Below are 21,347 nucleotides of genomic sequence, written 5' to 3'. Positions count from 1 at the left end.
TTGGTTCATTGGGCACGGAAGCCCAATGAAGCGCTGCCAGACAATCGCTTAATAGCCCAGAAAAACTTTGTCGATGATGCTGCAAGCTTGATCCATCTCCGCACCGGTGATGGTGAGGGGAGGAGCTAAACGGATTTTATTGCCGTGTGTTGGTTTCGCCAATAAGCCCTTTTTCATCAGATCTAAACAGATCTCCCAAGCCACTTTGCTGTCTTCATCGGTGTCTATTTCGATAGCACAAAGAAGACCTTTCCCTCTAACGGATTTAATCAAAGCGGTTTTATCCCGCAAACTTTCTAAGAAGGTCAACAACTGCAAACCTCGTACTTTAGCATTTTCGACTAAATCTTCGTCTTCGATAATATCGATGGCTACGGTCGCGACTGCACAAGCTAATGGATTGCCGCCATACGTCGAACCATGTTCGCCTGGTTTGATGGTGAGCATAATCTCGTCGTTGCAGAGCACTGCTGAGACTGGCATAAATCCACCCGAAAGTGCTTTGCCTAACAACAAAATATCTGGATGCACTAATTCGTGGTGGCAGGCTAACCAGGCTCCTGTGCGCCCTAAACCTGTTTGGATCTCATCTGCAATGAAAAGAACCCGGTGTTTTTTGCATAAAGCAGCTGCTTTTTTCAAATACCCCGGCGACGGAATAACGACCCCAGCTTCGCCCTGAATGGGTTCCACCATAAATGCGGCCACGTGAGGGTTTTGTAATTTCTCTTCTAAAGCGGCTAAGTCATTGTAGGGAATACGACTAAAACCTGGAACAAACGGTCCGAAGTTGTGATAAGAGGATGGATCGTTCGAGGATGAAACCGCAGCGATCGTTCTCCCCCAAAAATTCCCTTCTGCAAATATAATTTCCGCTTGATTCGCCGGAACGCCTTTTACCTCATAAGCCCATTTGCGGGCTAATTTGATGGCAGATTCTCCGGCCTCCACGCCCGTATTCATTAACAGAACTTTTTCGTAGCCGAATTTCTCTGCTAATTTCTTCTCCGTCGAACCTAAAAGATTCGTATGAAAGGCACGGGAACTGAGTGTTAAACGTGATGCCTGATCCGAAATAGCTTTGACTAAACGAGGATGGCAATGTCCTTGATTTACCGCACTATAGGCAGATAGAAAATCCAGGTACTTTTTCCCCGTTACGTCATACACATGCACTCCCTCGCCGCGTTCTAAAACGACAGGCAATGGATGGTAATTATGTGCCCCAAACTCAGATTCTATATCAATGTACTCTTGTGGGGTCATAGTAATTCGTAAATTCCTGCTACCCCTTGTCCACCGCCTACGCAGGCCGTGACCATACCGTATTTTTGGTTGCGCAGGCGCATTTCGTTGAATAATTGGATGGATAATTTAGCCCCAGAACATCCCAGTGGATGGCCTAAAGCAATGGCCCCGCCGTTCACATTCACGATAGTTGGATCGATTTCGAGGGTTTTCATGACCGCCAAAGACTGCGCCGCAAACGCCTCGTTCAATTCAATTTGTTGGATATCTTTCAGCGTTAAACCCGCTTTTTTCAAGGCGATGGGAATCGCTTCTACCGGACCAATTCCCATCAAACTAGGTTCAACCCCCGCTGTCGCGTAGGAAACCATCCGAGCGATAGGCTCTAAATGTAGTTCTTTGACTAATTTCTCTGAAACGACTAAAACGAAAGCCGCTCCATCAGAAGTTTGGGACGCATTACCCGCGGTAACGGTTCCGCCCATCGCGAATGCCGGTTTTAATTTACCTAAAGCTTCGATGGTTGTATCTGCACGTGGACCCTCGTCTTGTGACACGGTCCAGCTGCGGGATTGTTTCTTACCTGATTTGGGATCGAAATAATTCTCCGTTACTTCCACGGGAACGATTTGAGACGTGAATTTTCCGGCTTTTTGTGCTTCTAATGCCTTCATATGAGAAGCAAAAGAGAACGCATCTTGCTCATCGCGCGTCACGTTGTATTTCTTACTTACTTCCTCCGCCGTCAGACCCATTCCGATGTAATAATCAGGATGTTCGTTCGCGATTCCGTAGTTCAAAACCGTTTTGTGGCCCATCATTGGTAACATCGTCATCGATTCAGTTCCGCCCGCAATGACGCAATCGGCCATTCCGGAAGCCACTTTAGCGGAGGCCAAAGCAATCGCTTCTAAACCAGAACCGCAATAACGGTTGATGATGAAACCAGGAACGTTCTTCGGTAATGATAAAAGGGAAATGTAGCGCGCCATTTGCATCCCTTGCTCGGCTTCAGGAATGGCGTTGCCCACGATCAAATCGTCGACACGTGCCGGATCTAAATTAGGCACTTGCTTCATCAAATGTTTAATGACTTCCGCCGCTAAATCATCTGGACGCATCGTTCTGAAACCTCCTCTTTTGGCTTTTGCAACTGCTGTGCGGTAACCTGCTATGATATATGCATTCATCTTCGTACGATTTAATTTCTGAGTGGTTTACCGCCACCTAATAAACTTTGGATTCTGTCCATGGTCTTTTTCTCGCCACATAGTGAAAGGAAAGCCTCTCTTTCTAGGTCGAGTAAATACGTTTCGCTCACGACTTGCGGAGCGTCTAAATCGCCACCGCAGATCGCATAGGCTAATTTATTCGCAATTAAGGCGTCGTGTTCTGAGATGTAACGTCCCATTAACATGCCTTTGATGCCTGCTTTGAATAGGGCTAAACCTTGTTTTCCCTCCACCCAGACATCGTTGCGTCTCGCTTTTTGGACATAGCCTGCGTCTGCTAAGGCCAAAGCCTCTCTTTTCGCCTCCGATATCACTTGATTGCGATTCAACACGATGCGATCCTGAGCGCGTAAATAATTCATCTCTCTAGCCTCGTGAGCTGAAGTACTCACCCGCGCCGTTGCGATATTCATAAAGGCCTCTTGCAAACGATTCAACTCCACATCGCCTGCGCGACGTGCATCGCCCATCCGCAACGCCATCTCTTTCGTTCCACCACCCGCAGGAATCAAACCGACACCCACTTCCACTAGACCCATATATAATTCCGCGTGAGCGACAATCTTGTCCGCATGTAAGTTGATCTCGCAACCACCACCCAATGCTAAAGTATGCGGCGCTACCACTACCGGAATACCAGAGTAGCGCACGCGCATCATGGTTTCTTGGAAGGTAGCGATCATCGTATTGATGTCATCAAATTTTTGTTCCATCGCGAACATGAACAACATCCCTAGATTCGCACCTGCAGAGAATGCCTCGTTTGACTCATTTCCGATCACTAAACCTTGGAAATCTTTTTCCGCCGTCGCGATTGCCTCTTGGATGCCTTCCAGCACCCCTTGGCCCATCGTGTTCATTTTCGAGTGGAATTCCAAGCCTAAAATGCCATCGCCTAAATCCACGATGTGCATATCATCATTTGATGAAACCGTCTTCGTAGGTTTTAGGATCTGCAAATTGATTTGTTTCTCTGCTCCTGCAATTGCTTGGTATTTCTTAGTCGCAATGTCGTAGAATAAACGCTTACCACCTTCCACTTTGTAGAATGAAGTATGGCCTGCGGCTACCATCTCGGTTACCCAAGCTGCCGGTGCTAGACCTTCTGTCTTCATTAATTCGATACCATTCACTACACCGATAGCATCCCAGGTTTCGAAAATTCCCATTTCCCAGCCAAAACCCGCGCAAATCGCTTGGTCAATTTTGACTAAATCATCAGCGATTTCTGGAATGCGATTCGACGCATAACGGAATCCATCGAGGATGGTTTTGCGGTAGAACTCACCGGCTAAATCTTTTCCTGCTAATAAAAGCGCGAAGCGATCAGCTAGGTTATCGATCGCTTTCGAGCGATCTAATGTTTCAAAGTTTACGCGTTCAGCCGCGCGGTACTCAAACGTATGTAGATCCAGGCTCAGGATGACCGTCTTGCCTTTTTCGTCTTTAGTCTTCTTATAAAATCCTTGACCCGTTTTATCGCCCAGCCATTTGTTTTCCATCAAACGCTGTAACATCACCGGTAGGTTGAAAATATCTTTGCTTTCGTCGTTTACGAGCGCTGCTTTCAAATTGTTCGCTACGTGAACGGTGGTGTCTAAACCGACTACATCCGAAAGACGGAAGGTGCCAGATTTAGGACGACCTACGACTTTGGACGTCAATTTATCGACTTGCTCCACTGTTAAGCCTAATTCCTCTACGACTTTCATCGTCTGCATCATCGAATAAACGCCGATGCGGTTCGCGATAAAGGCTGGCGTGTCTTTACAAAGAACGGCCGTTTTACCTAATTCGGTTTCGCCGTAGCCTAACAAGAATTCGATAATCGCTTTGTCCGTTTTAGGACCCGGAATCACTTCGAATAAACGTAGGTAGCGAGGAGGGTTGAAGAAATGGGTTCCGCAGAAATGCTTTTGGAAATCTTCACTTCTGCCTTCTGACATCAAATGAATCGGAATACCTGATGTATTCGAGGTGACTAAAGTGCCCGGCGTGCGGAACTTCTCTACCTTTTCGTAGAGCGATTGTTTGATGGCTAGGTTTTCTAAGACTACCTCCATGATCCAGTCCGCTGAACTGATTTCAGATAAGTTGTCATCGAAGTTGCCTAGCTTAATGTTATTCGCAAAGCCAGCTGCGTAGAGCGATGCGGGCTTTGCTTTTATAGTTTGTTGAAATGCTGCGTTGACGATTCGGTTGCGTACCGAAGGGTGTTCTAAACGAAGACCTTTGGCCTCTTCCTCTGGGCTCAAAGTCTGTGGTGCAATGTCCAATAGAAGGACCTGAACCCCAATATTTGCGAAATGACAGGCTATTCTGGAGCCCATAATTCCCGAGCCTAAAATGGCTACTTTTTTAATGGCACGATTCATATCTACGTTTTTAAATCTCGATGCGTAAATATAAATAAAAGGAATTATGTTATGCAAGCATACTAAATTTTATTTGCATTAAAAAAGGCGATCCCTAGGGACCGCCTTCCATGTAACGCGTAACGTAAAATTACATATAACTCTCCATCGGTTCGCAAGCGCAAACCAAGTTGCGATCTCCATAGGCGGAGTCAATGCGAGAAACCGTAGGCCAAAACTTATTCGCCTTCACATACGCCAGCGGGAATACCGCTTTCTCGCGTGAGTATGGACGATCCCAATCGCCTAATAAAACAGCCGATTGTGTGTGAGGCGCGTGCTTTAACACGTTGTTTGCTTTGTCCGCTTTGCCTTCTTCGATCTCGCGAATCTCAGCACGAATGCTCAAAAGCGCATCGCAGAAACGATCTAACTCGTCTTTGTTCTCAGACTCTGTAGGCTCGATCATTAAGGTTCCAGCTACCGGGAATGAAAGGGTAGGAGCGTGGAAACCATAATCCATTAAACGTTTCGCTATATCCTCTGCCTCTACGCCAGCGGATAATTTGAACGGACGGCAATCCACGATCATCTCGTGTGCGCAACGTCCTTGTGAACCGGTATATAGGATAGGGAATTCTTTTTCCAAACGCGCCTTGATGTAGTTCGCGTTTAAGATTGCCGTTTCTGTCGCAGTCGTTAATCCTTTGCCGCCCATCATCGCGATGTAAGCGTAAGAGATCGCCAAAATGCTAGCAGATCCCACTGGTGCCGCAGAAACCGCACCCGAAGTTCCGTCATGAACGTGACCTGGTAAGAAAGGAACTAATTGTGGCGCTACGCCGATAGGTCCCATGCCTGGGCCACCACCCCCGTGAGGGATACAGAAAGTTTTGTGCAAGTTCAAGTGACAAACGTCTGCTCCGATGCGCGCAGGGGAGGTTAAACCTACCTGTGCATTCATGTTCGCGCCGTCCATATAGACTTGACCACCATTTTCGTGAATGATTTCACAAATCTCTTGGATGGTTTCCTCGAATACCCCGTGGGTACTTGGGTAGGTCACCATTAAGCAAGAGAGGTTGTCTTTGTGTTCCAAAGCTTTGGCCTTCAAATCAGCCACGTCAATATTTCCGTTCGCATCGCAAGGGGAAACAATCACCTTCATTCCAGCCATAACAGCTGAAGCCGGGTTCGTTCCGTGTGCAGAAGACGGGATGATCGCAATGTTACGGTGGTGATCGCCACGAGATGCATGGTACGCACGAATAGTCATCAAACCAGCGTATTCGCCTTGTGCTCCCGAGTTCGGTTGCATCGACATTTTCGCGAAACCAGTGATCTCACATAGCCACTCATTTAAATCAGCAACTAATTGCTGGTAGCCTTTCGTCTGAGAAACCGGTGCAAATGGGTGAATCTTGCCTAGTTCTGGCCAAGTCACCGGAATCATTTCCGTCGTTGCATTCAATTTCATCGTACAAGAACCCAAAGAGATCATCGAATGAACCATCGATAAATCTTTTGACTCTAATGATTTCAAATAACGCAACATTCCGTGCTCGGAATGGTATTTATTGAAGACGCTGTGCGTTAAGAAAGTCGAGCTACGAGTTAACGCTGCAGGGATCGCCCAAGTAACGTTTTTCTCTGAAGTTTTCGCGCCTTTCAAAGTCTCGAAGAACGAGATAATTTCGATTACGTCAGCTTCTTGAGTCGTCTCATCCAAAGAGATGCTCGTCGTAGTCGCCGTATAACGTAAGTTGCGTTCTGCTTTTTCTGCTAAAACTCGCAAGTCCGTCGTCTGCGCTCCCGTCTGAATCGTCAGCGTATCGAAGTGGTTCGTGTTTTCTAAGGTAAATCCTAGTTTGCGTAAGTTAACCGCCAATAATTCCGTCAAGCCGTATACTTTTTCGGCGATTTTCTTCAAGCCGGTTGGGCCGTGGTAGATCGCGTAGGAAGCCGCCATGATGGAAAGCAATACCTGTGCCGTACAGATGTTAGAGGTTGCTTTTTCGCGGCGAATGTGTTGTTCACGTGTTTGAAGCGCCATACGTAAAGCACGGTTTCCTTCTGCATCCACCGAAACACCGATGATACGTCCTGGAATATTACGCTTGTATTTTTCTTTCGTTGCGAAGAAGCCGGCGTGTGGTCCACCAAAGCCCATCGGTACCCCGAAGCGCTGAGAAACACCCACGACCGCATCTGCTCCCATTTCACCTGGAGGCGTTAATAAAGTCAGGGCTAATAAATCCGCTGCAACTACTACTTGTAAGCCGTTTTCTTTCGCTGCTGCAATTAACGCGCTATAATCAAATACCTCGCCGTTCGAAGCAGGGTATTGTAACATCATTCCGTAGAAACGCGCGTCCGTCACATCGAAAGTGCGGTGGTCGCCCACGACGATTTCGATACCAATAGGTTCAGCCCGCGTTTTTAATAAGTCGATCGTTTGTGGAAGGCAAAGTTCAGAAACGAAATAAGCCTCAGCTTGATTGCGTTCTGCTGGACGTTGGCCATATAACATTGTCATGGCTTCTGCTGCCGCCGTTCCTTCATCTAAAAGGGACGCGTTCGCTAATTCCATGCCCGTTAAGTCGATGATCATCGTTTGGTAGTTCAATAACATTTCCAAACGACCTTGGGCGATTTCTGCTTGGTAAGGCGTGTAGGCCGTGTACCAAGAAGGATTTTCTAAAATGTTTCTCAAAATGACCGTCGGCACAATCGTGTCCGAGTAACCTAAACCGATGTGTGATTTGAGGATCTGGTTTTGGCCCATTACTGCTTTAAAATCACGCAAGAAAGCGAATTCTGATTTCGGCTCTGGCAAACGAAGCCCTTGAGCTAAGCGGATTTTTTCAGGAACAGTTTGTTGAATTAGTGTCTCTAAGCTGTCTACGCCGATGGTTTTTAACATGGCAGCTATATCTGCTGCTTCTGCATTGTTGTGGCGTAAAGAAAAGTCTTCCTGATAAGTGTAATTTGGGGTCATGAATGTTGATAATTTGGATTAGAAAATCGCCACAAATTTAATCTTTTTTTAGCGATTTATTTTTAGATTCTTAACTTCGCTATCTTAAATTTTGTTTCAACAAATGAAAAAAACTAACATCTACGTTTTAGGGCTATTTTTAGCGGCTAAATTAATCCCGATGAGCGCGATCGCTCAGGGAGATCCAGTTCCTTACGCGCTGTCCATCAGAGCGGATGATCTGAAAAAACACTTGACTTTTATCGCTTCGGATAGCTTGAAAGGTCGTAATACGGGTTCGGCGGAACAATTAGTGGCCGCAAACTATATTGCAGACTCCTTTAAGAAATCAGGCATTGCGCCAGTGAATGGGTCTTATTTCCAAAAAGTGGACCTAGTGAACCGTGCTTGGACGAACGTTTTTATTTCTGCCAAAGGAAAGAAATACGAATACCTAGTCGACATGATGGCGAGTGCTTTAGCGCCAGTGGCTGCTAATTCAAAATTCCCAATGGTATTTGCTGGCTTTGGAGTACAGCAAGGTGGCTACACGGATTTTGACAAATTAAATGCCAAAGGAAAAATGGTTTTAGCGTTCGAAGGCGAGGCTAAAGATGCCGCTGGCAATTACGTACTCTCTGGTTCGAAAAATCCATCTATTTTCGGGAAAGGCGATGGCTGGAAAGAAAAATTAAAGCGCGCGCAAGCGGCTGGAGCGAAAGGTTTGATCTTGATCGCGGATCGCGATACGAAAACTTTTGGCAATCAAGTACGACAACGTCAAGCGATGATGAAACGTTTTGGAAACGAGCGTATGGCCTTTGCAGATGCAGCATCTGCAGCAAACGAAGCACCTGTTTTGGTCATCTCATCGGAGGCTGCAGCTGAAATCTTAGGAACAACGGAGGCAGAACTTTTAGCTTACAAGGCTACTTTAGCGTCTGAGAAAAAATCAGTTTCGTCTAAATTCAAAGCAGCTCCCATCGAAGTAACCATCGAGAGAACAGAAAAGCCAGTCGATACCTACAATGTGGTGGGCTACTTAGAAGGTACAGATAAGAAAGAAGAATTGGTTGTTTTAACAGCTCACTACGATCACATCGGAGTATCTGCAGACGGCCAAATCAACAACGGCGCAAATGATGATGGTTCAGGAACAGTAACGGTAATGGAATTAGCGGAGGCTTTTGGTAAAGCAGCAGCGGAAGGAAAGCGTCCACGCCGTAGTATCTTATTTATGACCGTAACAGGCGAAGAAAAAGGGTTGTTAGGTTCTGAGTGGTACGCAAATCACCCTTTATTCCCATTAAAGAACACAGTTGTAGATTTAAATACAGATATGACTGGTCGTTATGATGACGAGCACAAAGGCAAGCCAGATTATATTTACGAGATCGGTTCTGATAAATTATCTTCTCAATTACGCGAGGTGTTAATCGAGCAAAACAAGAAGCACGTAGGTTTAGAATTAGACTTCCGTTTTAATGACCCGAACGATCCGAACCGTTTCTACTACCGCTCAGATCACTACAACTTTGCTAAATTCGGTATCCCAGTGGCCTTCTTCTTCAACGGAGTTCACGACGATTACCACATGCCAGGTGATGAGGTAGATAAGATTGAATTTGACCAAATCCAAAAAGTAGGTCGCCTAGTGTTCTACATGGCTTGGGAAATAGCAAATAGAGAGCAGCGATTGGTGGTGGACTCTAACAAACCATAAAGCACAAAGTTGGAATAAAAAAGGGGACCGAGGTCCCCTTTTTTATGTATTCAGAAATGTTTCATAAACGTATCCCCGCAGGAGATTCCGTCTTTATTCTCTAACTCTTTTAGAGTTCAAAGCACAAAGAATAAAGCACAAAGTTTGTATAAAAAAAGGGACCTCGGTCCCCTTTTTTATGTATTCAGAAATGTTTCATAAACGTATCCCCGCAGGGGATTCCATCTTTATTCTTTATGCTTTATGCTCTATGCTTTAATCTTATCGTTTATTCTCTATGCTTTAATCCTATCGTTTATTCTTTGTGCTTTATTCTTTAATTCCTCTAATTTTTCTCTAAAGGATATCGCGCGCATTTTTGCCTCCTGAATAAACTCATTCTCCTTCACCTCACCGATCACCGCATCCAGTTCTTCCGCATTGCCGAACATCGCTAAGCGGAACGGATCTTCGTAATCTTTTGAACGAGATCGTTCGATGCCTGCAGTTAAGAAATCAGCTGTGGCGATGGCGCGATCAATCCACGCTGGGATATTCTCGAAAGCATGCGGATTTATTTGCAATAAACCATTTAACGCATTTTCGAATTTCTGATCCGGGTATAGCGTCGCTTGTTTTTCGTAGAATTCGTGCACTTGTTTCCAACGCGTGATTTTGCCTGATTTGACATTTTCTTTCATCTCCTGGATGACGCCAGATGGAATTAATTGCCCACCTAGATTTTCCCAAACTTGAATCGCTGTGGCATTTTTTAATGTTGCTTGCAATAAATCGGAAGGAGAAGCAGATGGGTGACGCTCGGAAGTGGCTAACCATTCTTTGGCCGCGTGATAATATAATAGATCGTGGAAGATCTGATACGCTTTATGGGCCTTAGCGATGCGCGTTCTGCGTTTCGTGTTTTCGATTCCAGTTGCATAAACCGCTAAAGGATTCGAAGCGTTCGCTGGATCATTTAACCAGGCTTTGCCATCTCCACCGCCTAGCGAGTCAGAAACCCATTTCTCTAATAAGTTGATCCCTTGCAAGATTTCCGACACCGTATCTGGCGCTAAGAAATCAAATTCGAGCAACATGTCTTTGTCGGTTCTTTGGTCCCTGGCTGCGAATTTCCACGCATTGCGGGCTAGAGCGTACATGTTATATTGGAACCAATAGCCGGCGATGATCAATAATCCGCCTTCCGTATCATCGTTTCCGATTAAAGAGAAGGGTAGTGGATTGTGGATTTCGCCCGGGTAGTTTCCTTTTGAAATCAAGTTAAAAGAGGCGAATTTTGAGTTGTGTTTTAGGGCCACGGATAAGCCAGGCCAAAATCCACGTCCCGCCTGCAATTCCCCATCTGCTCCACGCGAATTATGGTTCGAACCTAGGGTAGCGCCGGCGGCCATATTACTTTGCCCTTTCACGATCGCCGCGCACAAGAACGAGTTATTGTGGTGTTGTTCGTGTGCTGGGAAAATAAGTGCGTTTAAAACTTCACAACAAGAGATGGTCGAGTTACTTCCTAAGAAGGAGTTGATCAAACGCGCGCCGTATTTCAGTTGCGAGTGGGCTGCTAAAATAAAACGAACTGCTTTTACGCCGTAGAAAATACGGCAGCCTTCGTGGATGATACCGTTCACGATTTCGCAGCCTTCGCCTATTTGGGTGGAGGCCTCTGCGTTCGAGATGATGGTTAAGTTCTTTAATTTATTCGCGCCTTTGATATAGGTATCGGTACCCATGTTGACATCCTTGATGATCCCGGTATTTTTGATGACGGTCCGGTCGCCGATTTGGCCATAGAATCCGCGTTTAGACGAGAATTCCTGAATGGTCATTTCTTTGTATTTTGCTTGCAATAAACTATCATCGCGGTCTTGGGTCCATAAGAATGCATCGGCTGGCTTCATGCCTACGAACGGAATGACTTTGCGGCCTCCATTTTCGTTGCCTAATTCCATCCAAATTCGGATGCGCTCTTCTTCGCCTTTCTTTACGATACCATTACCAAATTTCGCCGTCGCTGTGGTCGCTAATTCGTTCACTTGGAGGATCATTACCTCGTTCCCGATTTGGTAATGAGACAATAAATTCACGCGGTCGATGGCCACATTATCACCAAAATCGCAGGAGATCAAGGTACTATTATAAAGACCGACCGGCATACGCAGGTTTTTGAATTCTAGGTAGCAACTCTCTAAAATACCGATGCGATTCACACCAAAAAAACGGCAATTCTTCACCAAATACGGATTAAATCCCTCTTTCACCCACACATCTTTCCAGTTCTCCGCCTCGTTCAGGTTAGCCTCCAGGATACTGATTTCACGCGGTGCAAGAAGCCGATAAACTTCTAAGTCGAGGTTGGAGTTGCGGTGGTCGAATTCGCTTTGGCCCTCTTCTAAGAAAGCAGGCGTTACGAAATCGAATCCGAGTTTTGAAAGGGGTTTTTTATCAATTCTATTCATATTTCATAAAATTCAAGCGGCAGGTCATCCGGGTCCGCGATGAACGTAAATCGCTTTCCAGTGAATTCATCGATGCGAATGGGCTCCGAGGAAATGCCTTTTTTGGTTAATTCCCTCACTGTAAAATCCAGGTCGTTTACCTGAAAAGCCAAATGCCGTAAACCACAACTTTCGGGCCTTGACGGGCGAGCTGGAGGGTGAGGGAAAGAAAATAATTCAATCACATAGTGATCATTCAGCGCTAAATCCAATTTGTAGGAATCGCGCTCCTCACGATACACTTCTCGAATAATTTCAAGACCTAAATCCTGTGTGTAAAAAGCCTTAGATCGCGCATAATCCGAGCAGATGATGGCAATGTGGTGCACGCTATGTAATCCTAATGAACTCATTTTTTGATAGAAACAGCAATTTTAGAGTCTGCGGTTCCATAATAAAGAAACCATTTCCCTTTGTAGGGGACTAAACCTTCCACGAAACAAACTTCGTTCACTTCGCCTACTTTCTCATAGGGTCGATTAGGCCAAATAAACGGCTCATTTGTTCTCGCTATCACCTTATAAGGCTTCTGTGCATCGAACAATACTTGACCTGCGGAATAGGCGGATTTAGGGAAACGAGTCTCATTGTAATTTTCCGCATTCATACTGTTATAGATTAATACGATTCCTTCTTTACGCAGCAGCGCGTAGGGTCCAGGTTCTACTAGCCGGCTATCAAAATAGCCCGCACGAGGCTTTAAAACAGATAATCGAACTGAATTTTCTGCATTTTCCAAGATATCCCAATGACGTAAATCCTTCGAAGTCGCTAGGAATAAATCGGTATCACCGTAATACATGTAAAAGAGTCCGTTGATTTTTTTCGCCAAAATTTTTGCTCCGTTTTGAACAGAAACGATCGCCCCTGATTTAGACCAGGTATTTAAATATTTTTCTGAGGTAAATAAGGGTCCGATTTTTTCCCATGTTTTTAAATCTTTCGAAAATGCGCCACAAAGTCTCGCAAACTTTCCGTCATAAGAAGTATAGGTTAAGAAATAACCTCCATCTTCTGTTTCTACGATGCGGGGATCTTCAATGCCACCCGGCCATTCAAAACCGCGGAAAGCATCATTTGAAGGGAATAAAATGGGTTCTGGATTCTTTTTGAAATGAATACCATCTTCGCTGGTCGCTAAACCGATGCGGGAAGTGCCTAATGAGTCTTGGGCACGGTATAAGAGATGAACGAGGCCATCACGTACGATTGCCGTGGGATTTAATACGTTTTTATTTTCCCAGCCGACCATTTTGTTCGCTATCGGATCTTGAAAACGCGCTTGTAGGGAAGGTGAAAGAATTGGATTCTGGGAGTCAGCTTTTATGAATCCCGTCATCTGCCAGTTTTGGGCTGAAGCTGAAATAGCTCCACCAAGTAATATCCAAACAAGTAAGTGCTTCATATTATTTCGATTTAGAAATCTAAATTACGAAAAAAGAATGAAAGCCACCGGTAATAAAGTACAAGAAAGAAGCTCTAGTCTTTGAAGATCTTGTCTTCGATTCCTTGATTGATGAGGTAGTTCGTTAATGATAAACGAATTTGACCCGTTTTGCGCGTATTTACAGGAGCTACCGCTGTACGATTAATGTCGACTACGACACCTTTGGGAATCTTGAATTTTTTCACATCCACGGTGATATTCATTTCTGAAGGCAGACCAAAGGCTTTTTCACTCCCATAAACATAGGTAGAAAGCACTGTCCCGTTAGTGCGGGACGTAATTTGAGATTTTAAAATCAAGTCGAGGGTAGGGTCGACCCAGATTTTTGCCAAAACTATTTCGCCTGAATCATCGGTGGGTAGCAACGCGATGGATTCGGTTTTTACGCCATCGATGACCTCAAATCCAGTAAATAAAGCGTTGTAAGCAGACTTATTGCGTAGTAAGGCAGTCAAGTCGGTGAAACCTTTTTTGGGCAAAATAGCAATTCCCTTTGTGATCATCCGGAATTTTTCTGGCTGCTTAAAATAGATGGTCGCCTTTGCTGGCATAATCTTAATCAAGGGAATATCGGATTTTATCTGAGCTTCGACGCGGTAATCGCGCACCTTGTTCATCTTCGCCAACACCTGTATAACGGTCTTGTTCGCATCCTGTCCAAACATGGAAAAAGAAAGAAATAGTAAAATTACGCGAATCATGATTGGATATCTTTTCGGTGGAATGTATAAAGCGAGACGGAAATCAACACCACATTGTGTGCGACTAAAACGACGCAAGAACGTAGGATGTCAGAAACGGGCAACGGATCCTCGAAAAAGGAGCGCCAAGACGCCATGTGAGTTGTAAACAGATACGGTTTAATCGGATCGAAAACGCGAACATCCAAAGTACCTATAATAGTAAACAACAAGATAACTGACATCGTTGCCACGATAGGTCCGATCGAATTATCGGTAAAACAAGATAAGCAAATAGACAAGGAACTGACCGTAAATAGCGCTAAAAAAGCCACAGCAAATCCACCCAAATACCGCCAATTCACATCCGTTTCCTGCAAAATCACTAATCCATCTGAATTCAACACCATCATATCTCCCGTCCCAAACAATAATTTTCCTACTATTACAGACATCACACCCATCCACAAAATAACAATCAAGGTATAAATGCCTCCAGCAATGAATTTAGATAATAGCAGTTGAACGCGGGAAATCGGCTTCGTTGCTAGCATTCGAATGGTTCCCATCGCTGCTTCACCTGAAACTAAGTCGCCGGTTACCAACGCAACTAGAAGTGGAATTTGGACTAATAACATCTGCAATATGATGAAGGCAACTAAATTGCCATTCAACACGTTGCCTTCAAAAGTTAACGTCTGCTCGAAAGAGGCGGTAACAAAGGAGATAATCGACATTCCATCTGCCTTCAAGGCAAATTGAATGACGCCCACTAACACCGTAATCGCGGCTAGGCCTAAATAGGACCGTGGCTTCAGCGCAATCTTAATAATTTCGTTGTGTATGCTGTTGAATAGGATCATTGGTTCACGATTTTAATGAAATAACCCTCCAGCGTTCTTTTCGCCTCCAGGCTATATATTTCGATGTTTTTATCGACAAGAAATTTAGTTAACTGCGGAATCTCTGATTTTTCAATGGGAAATTGAACGGCTGTATCTCCTATTGTATCCCATAAAAGAGACGGCTTCCAGTCTAATAACGCATTTTTAGCCGCCTGAATCGGACTAGCTTCTAGGCGTAAAATCAGATTTTCGCCATTCATCAAATCACTCACATTTCCTTCCACAATCGATCGCCCTTTGTTTATGATGACCATTCGATTGCAGATCAGTTCGATTTCTGCCAAATTATGAGAAGACAACAATACCGTTTTATGCTGCTCATTTTTTAATCGCAAGATCAAATTCCGTATGTCAATGATGCCTTGTGGATCTAATCCAGTCGTAGGTTCGTCCAATATAATCAGATCGGGATTATGTAAAAGTGTCTGCGCAATTCCCAATCGCTGTTTCATCCCATGTGAAAAACCAGCAAATTTATCCCTCTCACGTCCACCTAAGCCCACAAAATCTAACATTTTGTAGATTTCTTGCTTGGTGGAGGGCTTTCCCGAAATGCGAGAGAAGATCTCCAGATTTCGGTAAGCGGATAAATATTTGTAGAAATCAGGTTTTTCGATAATACTTCCGATGCGGCCTAGAATGGATTCTCGGTGAGTGGAAATTGATTCACCAAAAATTTCAATCGTCCCACTGTCCGGCGTAATCAACGAATTAAGGCACCGTATGCTTGTGCTTTTACCAGCGCCATTGGGCCCTAAAAAGCCAAATACATCCCCTTTATATACACTAAAGCTGACATCATGAATGGCTTGAAAGGAACCAAATTTTTTCGAAAGGTGGCGTACCTCAATAATTTTTTCAGGCATATTTTATTAACAACCAAAAATGGGGAAAAGTTTTAGTTTTAATGAATGAATGTGAGGTGCAGAAGATTTCCTCTCACTTAGCAAAAATAACCTTCGGTTTTGCCTTGTGAAATAATAATAATTAGACCATTAACATAAGATTAACTAATAATTATTATTAAAAAAAATATAAAAAAAATTATATCGATTTGTATAATAACTAACAAAATATTTTTAATATTGTTCTCGTTAAACTTTGTCTGATAGTCTCTATTGGGCAAATGTTTAATTTTCACTCAAACCTTTTATTTATATGAAAAACAATTTCTACGTAAGCAGAGTGGTCTTTCTACTGGCTTTGATGCTCACCATGTCATTGGTGGCATTTGGCCAAGACCGAAAAGTTTCGGGAACCGTTTCAGACGCCAAAGGCGGAGGAATTCCCGGAGTATCTGTAGTGATCAAGGGTACAACTACCGGTACCACTACAGATGTTAATGGAGCTTTCTCCGTTAATGTAAAGAGCGGAAATGCCGAATTAGTAATCACTTCGGTAGGTTATGTTTCCCAATCTATCGCGGTTGGAAATCGCTCATCCATTGCCATTACACTTGTTGAGGATGTAAGTCAACTAAGTGAAGTTGTAGTAACTGGTTACACTTCTCAACGTAAAAAAGACATTACGGGAGCGGTAGCGGTAGTAAGTGCAAAAGAACTTACTGCATTACCTGCAGCATCCGTAACGCAAATGTTACAAGGACGTGCATCCGGTGTTACAGTTGGTAATGATAACTCTCCAGGTGGTGGAACGATGGTTCGTGTGCGTGGATTTGGATCTACTAACAATAACTCACCTTTATATGTTATTGATGGAGTGCCTACTCAGGGTACGCTAAACCAAATTAACCCGAATGATATTGAGTCGATGCAGGTATTGAAAGATGCGTCTGCGGCTTCTATCTATGGTGCGCGTGCGGCGAATGGTGTTGTCATCATCACAACTAAGCGTGGTGGTGAAGGCGAGCCTAAGATTAATTTTGACATGTATACAGGTACTCAACAAATTGGTAAAACGTTGAATTTGATGAATACCAAAGAGTTAGGTCAATACTATTATGAGTCACAAATTGGTGCTGGTAAAGCTCCTGGAACATCTCCTTCGGCGCAATACCGTTTCGGTGCGGATGGTTCTCAGACCATTGCGGATTATATCTATCCTAACATTTATGGAGCATTGCCTTCTAACATTACCTACACTAATGATATTGCGGATCCTAACTTAGGTAAGACTGCTTTCAACATTACAAAGGCTAACAAAGAAGGAACAGATTGGCAGCGTGAGATTTTTGGTTCTGCTAGAATCTCTAGTTATCAATTAGGAGCAACTGGTGGTTCGAAGAATGGTAAATATGCTATATCAGGAAGTTATTTCGATCAAGAGGGTATTCTGAAATATACAGGTTACAAGCGTTACTCTGTTCGTGCAAATACAGAATTCAAAAAGGGAGCCATTACCTTCGGAGAGAACGTTACTGTAGCCTATGAAGAGCGTATTGGTATTCCTTCTGGAAACAATAGTGAGTCTAACCCGATAATGTTCGCAGTTCGTATTCAACCTATCATCCCAGTGTTTGACATTACGGGTGGACCTAAAGCTTTAGGTGGTTCAAATTTATCTGACTTAAATGGTTTTGCCGGTCCACGTGGTCCTAACTTGGGTAATGCACCTAATCCTTTAGCCCGCCAATGGAGAGAGAAAGATAACCCAATAACATCAACTCGTATCTTCGGTAACGTATTCGCAGAAGTTGAAATCATGAAAGATTTAAAAGCTCGTACTAGCCTTGGATTTGAATACAACAACTATAATCAGTCTGCTTTTTTCAACCGCGATATCGAAGCAGCTGAGGCGCGTAATACAAATAGCTTAACGGTGTCAAACAGCTATGATAAAGCAGTTACTTGGTATAACACCTTGAATTACGCAAAAAAGTTAGGTGATCATGATATTAACTTATTAGTAGGTACAGAATCAGTATCTACTTATGGATTTGGTTTCAGTGCTCAGCGAAGCACCTTCGCTTTTGATGATCCATCTTATCGTTATTTGAATATGGGTTCAGCAGCAGGTCTTACCAACGCGGGATCAGGAGCAACCATTACTGCATTATTTTCTCAATTCGGAAAATTAAATTATTCGTACAAGGATTTTTTATTAGCGGACTTTACGCTACGTAGAGATGGTTCTTCTCGTTTCTCACCAGCTTACCGTTATGGAGTTTTCCCTGCATTCTCAGTGGGAGCTCGTCTATCGGAATTAGCGTTTATGAAAGAATTGACATTCTTAAACGATTTAAAAGTTCGTGGTGGATGGGGTAAAACGGGTAATCAGTTGATTCCAAACGTTTATAATGCGTACACATTGTTTACACCAGATCCGAACAACAATGCCTATGACATTGGTGGAGCGGGTAATGCAATTACCTCTGGTTTTGATATCGCGCAATTTGGTAATCCAAATGGCCGTTGGGAAACAAACACATCCACGAACATCGGTTTAGATGCAAGTTTACTAAATAACAAATTGGATATTGCTTTCGATTGGTATACACGTACCACATCCGATATGTTAACGCAAGTACCTATTCCAAGATCATCTGGAACGGCAAGTATCCCTTATGTCAATATTGGGGAAGTTAATAATACGGGTATCGATTTAAACGTATCCTATAGAGATCAAATTGGTCAATTAAGATACGCTATCTCGGGACAAATTAGCCAGTACACGAACAATGTAGTGAAGTTGAATGACGACCCTAAGGCTTCGATCTTTGGATTTACAACACGTCTACCAGCTATTTCACTAACGAGAGCTGGATTGCCTATTGCTAGTTTCTTCGGCTATGTAGTGGAAGGAGTACTTAAGAATGATGCAGAGGCTGCAGCAGCTACGCAAATTCCTGGTTACACTCGCGCTGGTGTTTTCAAATTTAAAGATATCAGTGGTCCAGATGGAGTACCTGATGGCAAAATTAATGCGTCAGATAGAACTGTTATTGGTAATCCTCACCCAGACTTTACGTATGGTTTGAACCTTAATTTAGGGTATAAAAATTGGGATTTCACTGTATTTGCTCAAGGGGTTCAAGGGAATGAAATCTTTAATTACTTGAAGTACTGGACAGACTTTAATACATTCCAAGGAAACCGTTCGACAGATATGTTGTATAACTCTTGGAAGAAACAAGGGGATGATGCTCAATTGCCTCGCTTGAATGCTAATGATACCTTCAGTCAGCAAATTTCAACTTATTTTGTTGAAGATGGTTCATACATGCGTATTAAGAACGTTCAGTTAACTTACAGTGTACCTACTAGTGTGTTAAAGAAGATCAAGTTAAGTTCGATGCAAATTTATGTTCAAGGACAAAACCTATTGACTTTAACTAAATACAAAGGTTTAGATCCAGATATCAACATTAGAAATTCAGGGGCTGATAACCAAGATATTCATATGGGTATTGATGAGGGAGCCTTCCCTGTAGCTAAATCTTACAACATAGGTTTAAGAGTAGGATTTTAATTAATTATAATTTGAAATAAATCAGATAAAAAATGAAAAAGTTAATCATATTCGCATTAGTTGCGACAGTTGGAATAAACTTTTCTTGTTCAGAGTCGTTTCTCGAGGTAGAACCTCAAGGAGCCGCATCTCTAACATCTCTGTCTAATAAAAGTGGAGTAAATGCAACCTTAATTGGGGCTTATTCTTTATTAGATGGAGTGGGTGCAGGAAATACAGGACGTCAATCCACCATTTCAAACTACGTTTTTGGTGGTATTACATCTGGTGATGCTGTAAAAGGTACTGATGCTGGTGATCAGCCAGAGCAAAGCTTTATTGAGCAATTCACTTGGTTTGCGGAAAACACCTATTTTAATGGTAAGTGGCAACACACGTACGATGGTATAGCTCGTGCGAATGAAGCAATTTTATTATCTAGAAGTGCTGAGGTGAAGGACATGACTGCCGCAGAGAAAACTCAGGTAGAAGCGGAAGCACGTTTCTTGCGTGGGCACTACCATTTCGAAGGAAAGAAGATGTGGAACATGATTCCCTATGTAGACGAAAAAACCTACAACCGGGAGGATCCTAATTCTACAAAAGTTGCAAATGATAAAGATATTTGGCCTAACATAGAGGCAGATTTCGATTTTGCTATGAAAAATCTTCCAGCGACGCAATCTCAAAAAGGAAGAGCTACGAAGTGGGCTGCTATGGCATATCTTGCCAAAGCGTATATGTTTCAAAGGAAATTTAGCTTAGCTAAGCCTCTATTGGAGGATATTTTAAATAATTCTGGTAAAAAGCTGGTTGATTACCACGACAACTACAGAAATACGACGAACAATAATGCGGAGTCTATTTTTGAAGTTCAATTTTCTGTGAACGATGGTTCTACAGGTAATAATGGTAACGCAGGAGATAACTTAAACTGGCCATATAGTGCAACTGCTCCTGGTCGTGGATGTTGCGGATTTTATCAGCCTTCACAAAACCTCGTGAATGCATTTAAAACTACCGCTGAGGGACTTCCAATGATTGGTAGTGATAAAGCAGGTCTTAAAGACACATATAATGAGGTAGATTTACCGAACGATCAAGGTGTTATTGCTTCAGCTGCTTTTACATTAGATGTATCCGCACCAGTGGATCCAAGACTAGATTGGACTGTAGGACGTCGTGGTGTAAACTTCTTAGATTGGGGTAAAATGCCAGGTTCGACATGGATTCGTGATCAAAATTATGCAGGTCCTTATACCGGAAAAAAATGGATGTATTATGTAGCAGATGAAGGAAGTTCGACTCACTCTACAAGCCGTCGTTCGGTAAATAATAATTACCGTCTTTTTAAATTGTCAATGGTAATTTTATGGTTAGCTGAGATTGAAGCAGAAGCGAATAATCTAGCGAAAGCGGAAGAATATGTAAATATGATTCGTAACCGTGCAAAAACGAGTAAAGTCCAAGACGCATCCGTAAACTATAGTGTTAATCCTTACCCAGCTGGTACCTTTGCATCTAAAGGTAAAGATTATGCGCTAAATGCTGTTTACATGGAAAATCGTTTAGAATTTGCCATGGAAGGTCACCGCTTCTTCGATTTAGTTCGTTGGGGAATTGCAGCTGATTTCTTAAACAAGATGTACATTCCTAAGGAGTCGGTATCAGGTATAGACTTAACTGGAAGAACTATTTCTAAAAGAGGTTATTTAGCTGGTAAAGCATTTGACCCGAAAAAGAATAATTATTTCCCTCTTCCAATCGATGAGATTTTAAACTCACAAAAAGGAGGGAAAGCTACTCTTAAGCAAAATGAGGGTTATTAATAGCTAGTATTTTTTTAAAAAAGTCAGGACTGAGAGGTCCTGACTTTTTTGTT

Annotated in this window: 13 protein-coding genes; 3 read left to right on the top strand and 10 right to left on the bottom strand. The window is 43.2% G+C overall.

Features of this window, described 5'->3' with window-relative positions:
- Positions 1 to 48: 48 nt before the first annotated feature.
- From rocD to gcvP, 4 genes are all read right to left on the bottom strand, one after another.
- Complete coding sequence (gene rocD / locus ACRZ9O_RS04580; protein ID WP_459456796.1) at positions 49 to 1,266, bottom strand: ornithine--oxo-acid transaminase; 1,218 nt, start codon at positions 1,264 to 1,266, stop codon at positions 49 to 51.
- The gene (locus tag ACRZ9O_RS04575) at positions 1,263 to 2,438 is read right to left on the bottom strand and encodes an acetyl-CoA C-acyltransferase (protein ID WP_459456794.1); all 1,176 of its coding nucleotides are present in this window, start codon (positions 2,436 to 2,438) and stop codon (positions 1,263 to 1,265) included. Before ACRZ9O_RS04575 ends, rocD begins: the two co-directional genes overlap by 4 nt.
- An 11-nt stretch (positions 2,439 to 2,449) precedes the next feature.
- A complete protein-coding gene (locus ACRZ9O_RS04570) occupies positions 2,450 to 4,855 on the bottom strand; it encodes a 3-hydroxyacyl-CoA dehydrogenase/enoyl-CoA hydratase family protein (protein WP_459456792.1) in 2,406 nt (801 codons plus the stop codon).
- Between the two features lie 130 nt (positions 4,856 to 4,985).
- The gene (gene gcvP, locus ACRZ9O_RS04565; protein WP_459456790.1) at positions 4,986 to 7,832 is read right to left on the bottom strand and encodes an aminomethyl-transferring glycine dehydrogenase; all 2,847 of its coding nucleotides are present in this window, start codon (positions 7,830 to 7,832) and stop codon (positions 4,986 to 4,988) included.
- Positions 7,833 to 7,935: 103 nt separating this feature from the next.
- Between gcvP and ACRZ9O_RS04560 the strand changes: the two genes are divergently transcribed.
- Positions 7,936 to 9,534 (top strand): M28 family peptidase, encoded by a 1,599-nt coding sequence (locus ACRZ9O_RS04560; protein ID WP_459456788.1) that lies wholly within the window; start codon positions 7,936 to 7,938, stop codon positions 9,532 to 9,534.
- A gap of 275 nt (positions 9,535 to 9,809) precedes the next feature.
- On the opposite strand, the gene ACRZ9O_RS04555 is transcribed toward ACRZ9O_RS04560, so the two are convergent.
- The 6 genes from ACRZ9O_RS04555 to ACRZ9O_RS04530 form a co-directional block, all read right to left on the bottom strand.
- Complete coding sequence (locus tag ACRZ9O_RS04555; RefSeq protein ID WP_459456786.1) at positions 9,810 to 11,987, bottom strand: DUF4954 family protein; 2,178 nt, start codon at positions 11,985 to 11,987, stop codon at positions 9,810 to 9,812.
- On the bottom strand, positions 11,984 to 12,379 hold the full coding sequence (gloA2, locus tag ACRZ9O_RS04550) for an SMU1112c/YaeR family gloxylase I-like metalloprotein (protein WP_459456784.1): 396 nt from the start codon (positions 12,377 to 12,379) through the stop codon (positions 11,984 to 11,986). Before gloA2 ends, ACRZ9O_RS04555 begins: the two co-directional genes overlap by 4 nt.
- Positions 12,376 to 13,431, bottom strand: coding sequence for a glycoside hydrolase family 130 protein (locus ACRZ9O_RS04545; RefSeq protein ID WP_459456782.1), 1,056 nt, complete (start codon positions 13,429 to 13,431; stop codon positions 12,376 to 12,378). Before ACRZ9O_RS04545 ends, gloA2 begins: the two co-directional genes overlap by 4 nt.
- 74 nt (positions 13,432 to 13,505) lie before the next feature.
- Entirely contained in the window at positions 13,506 to 14,174 is a 669-nt protein-coding gene (locus ACRZ9O_RS04540; RefSeq protein ID WP_459456780.1) for a LolA family protein, read from the bottom strand.
- Positions 14,171 to 15,016: an ABC transporter permease gene (locus ACRZ9O_RS04535; RefSeq protein WP_459456778.1), complete on the bottom strand. Its 846-nt coding sequence runs from the start codon at positions 15,014 to 15,016 to the stop codon at positions 14,171 to 14,173. Before ACRZ9O_RS04535 ends, ACRZ9O_RS04540 begins: the two co-directional genes overlap by 4 nt.
- On the bottom strand, positions 15,013 to 15,924 hold the full coding sequence (locus ACRZ9O_RS04530) for an ABC transporter ATP-binding protein (RefSeq protein ID WP_459456777.1): 912 nt from the start codon (positions 15,922 to 15,924) through the stop codon (positions 15,013 to 15,015). Before ACRZ9O_RS04530 ends, ACRZ9O_RS04535 begins: the two co-directional genes overlap by 4 nt.
- A 292-nt stretch (positions 15,925 to 16,216) precedes the next feature.
- On the opposite strand from ACRZ9O_RS04530, the gene ACRZ9O_RS04525 reads away from it, so the two are divergent.
- Positions 16,217 to 19,486 carry a SusC/RagA family TonB-linked outer membrane protein gene (locus ACRZ9O_RS04525; protein WP_459456775.1) on the top strand — a complete coding sequence of 1,090 codons (3,270 nt, stop codon included), beginning with the start codon at positions 16,217 to 16,219 and terminating at the stop codon, positions 19,484 to 19,486.
- Positions 19,487 to 19,518: 32 nt separating this feature from the next.
- Positions 19,519 to 21,294, top strand: coding sequence for a RagB/SusD family nutrient uptake outer membrane protein (locus ACRZ9O_RS04520; RefSeq protein WP_459456773.1), 1,776 nt, complete (start codon positions 19,519 to 19,521; stop codon positions 21,292 to 21,294).
- Positions 21,295 to 21,347: the final 53 nt, after the last annotated feature.

The organism is Aquirufa sp. HETE-40SA (assembly GCF_054558635.1).
Note: the sequence above shows the minus strand (reverse complement) of the source record. Positions and strands in the feature narration are given on the sequence as shown.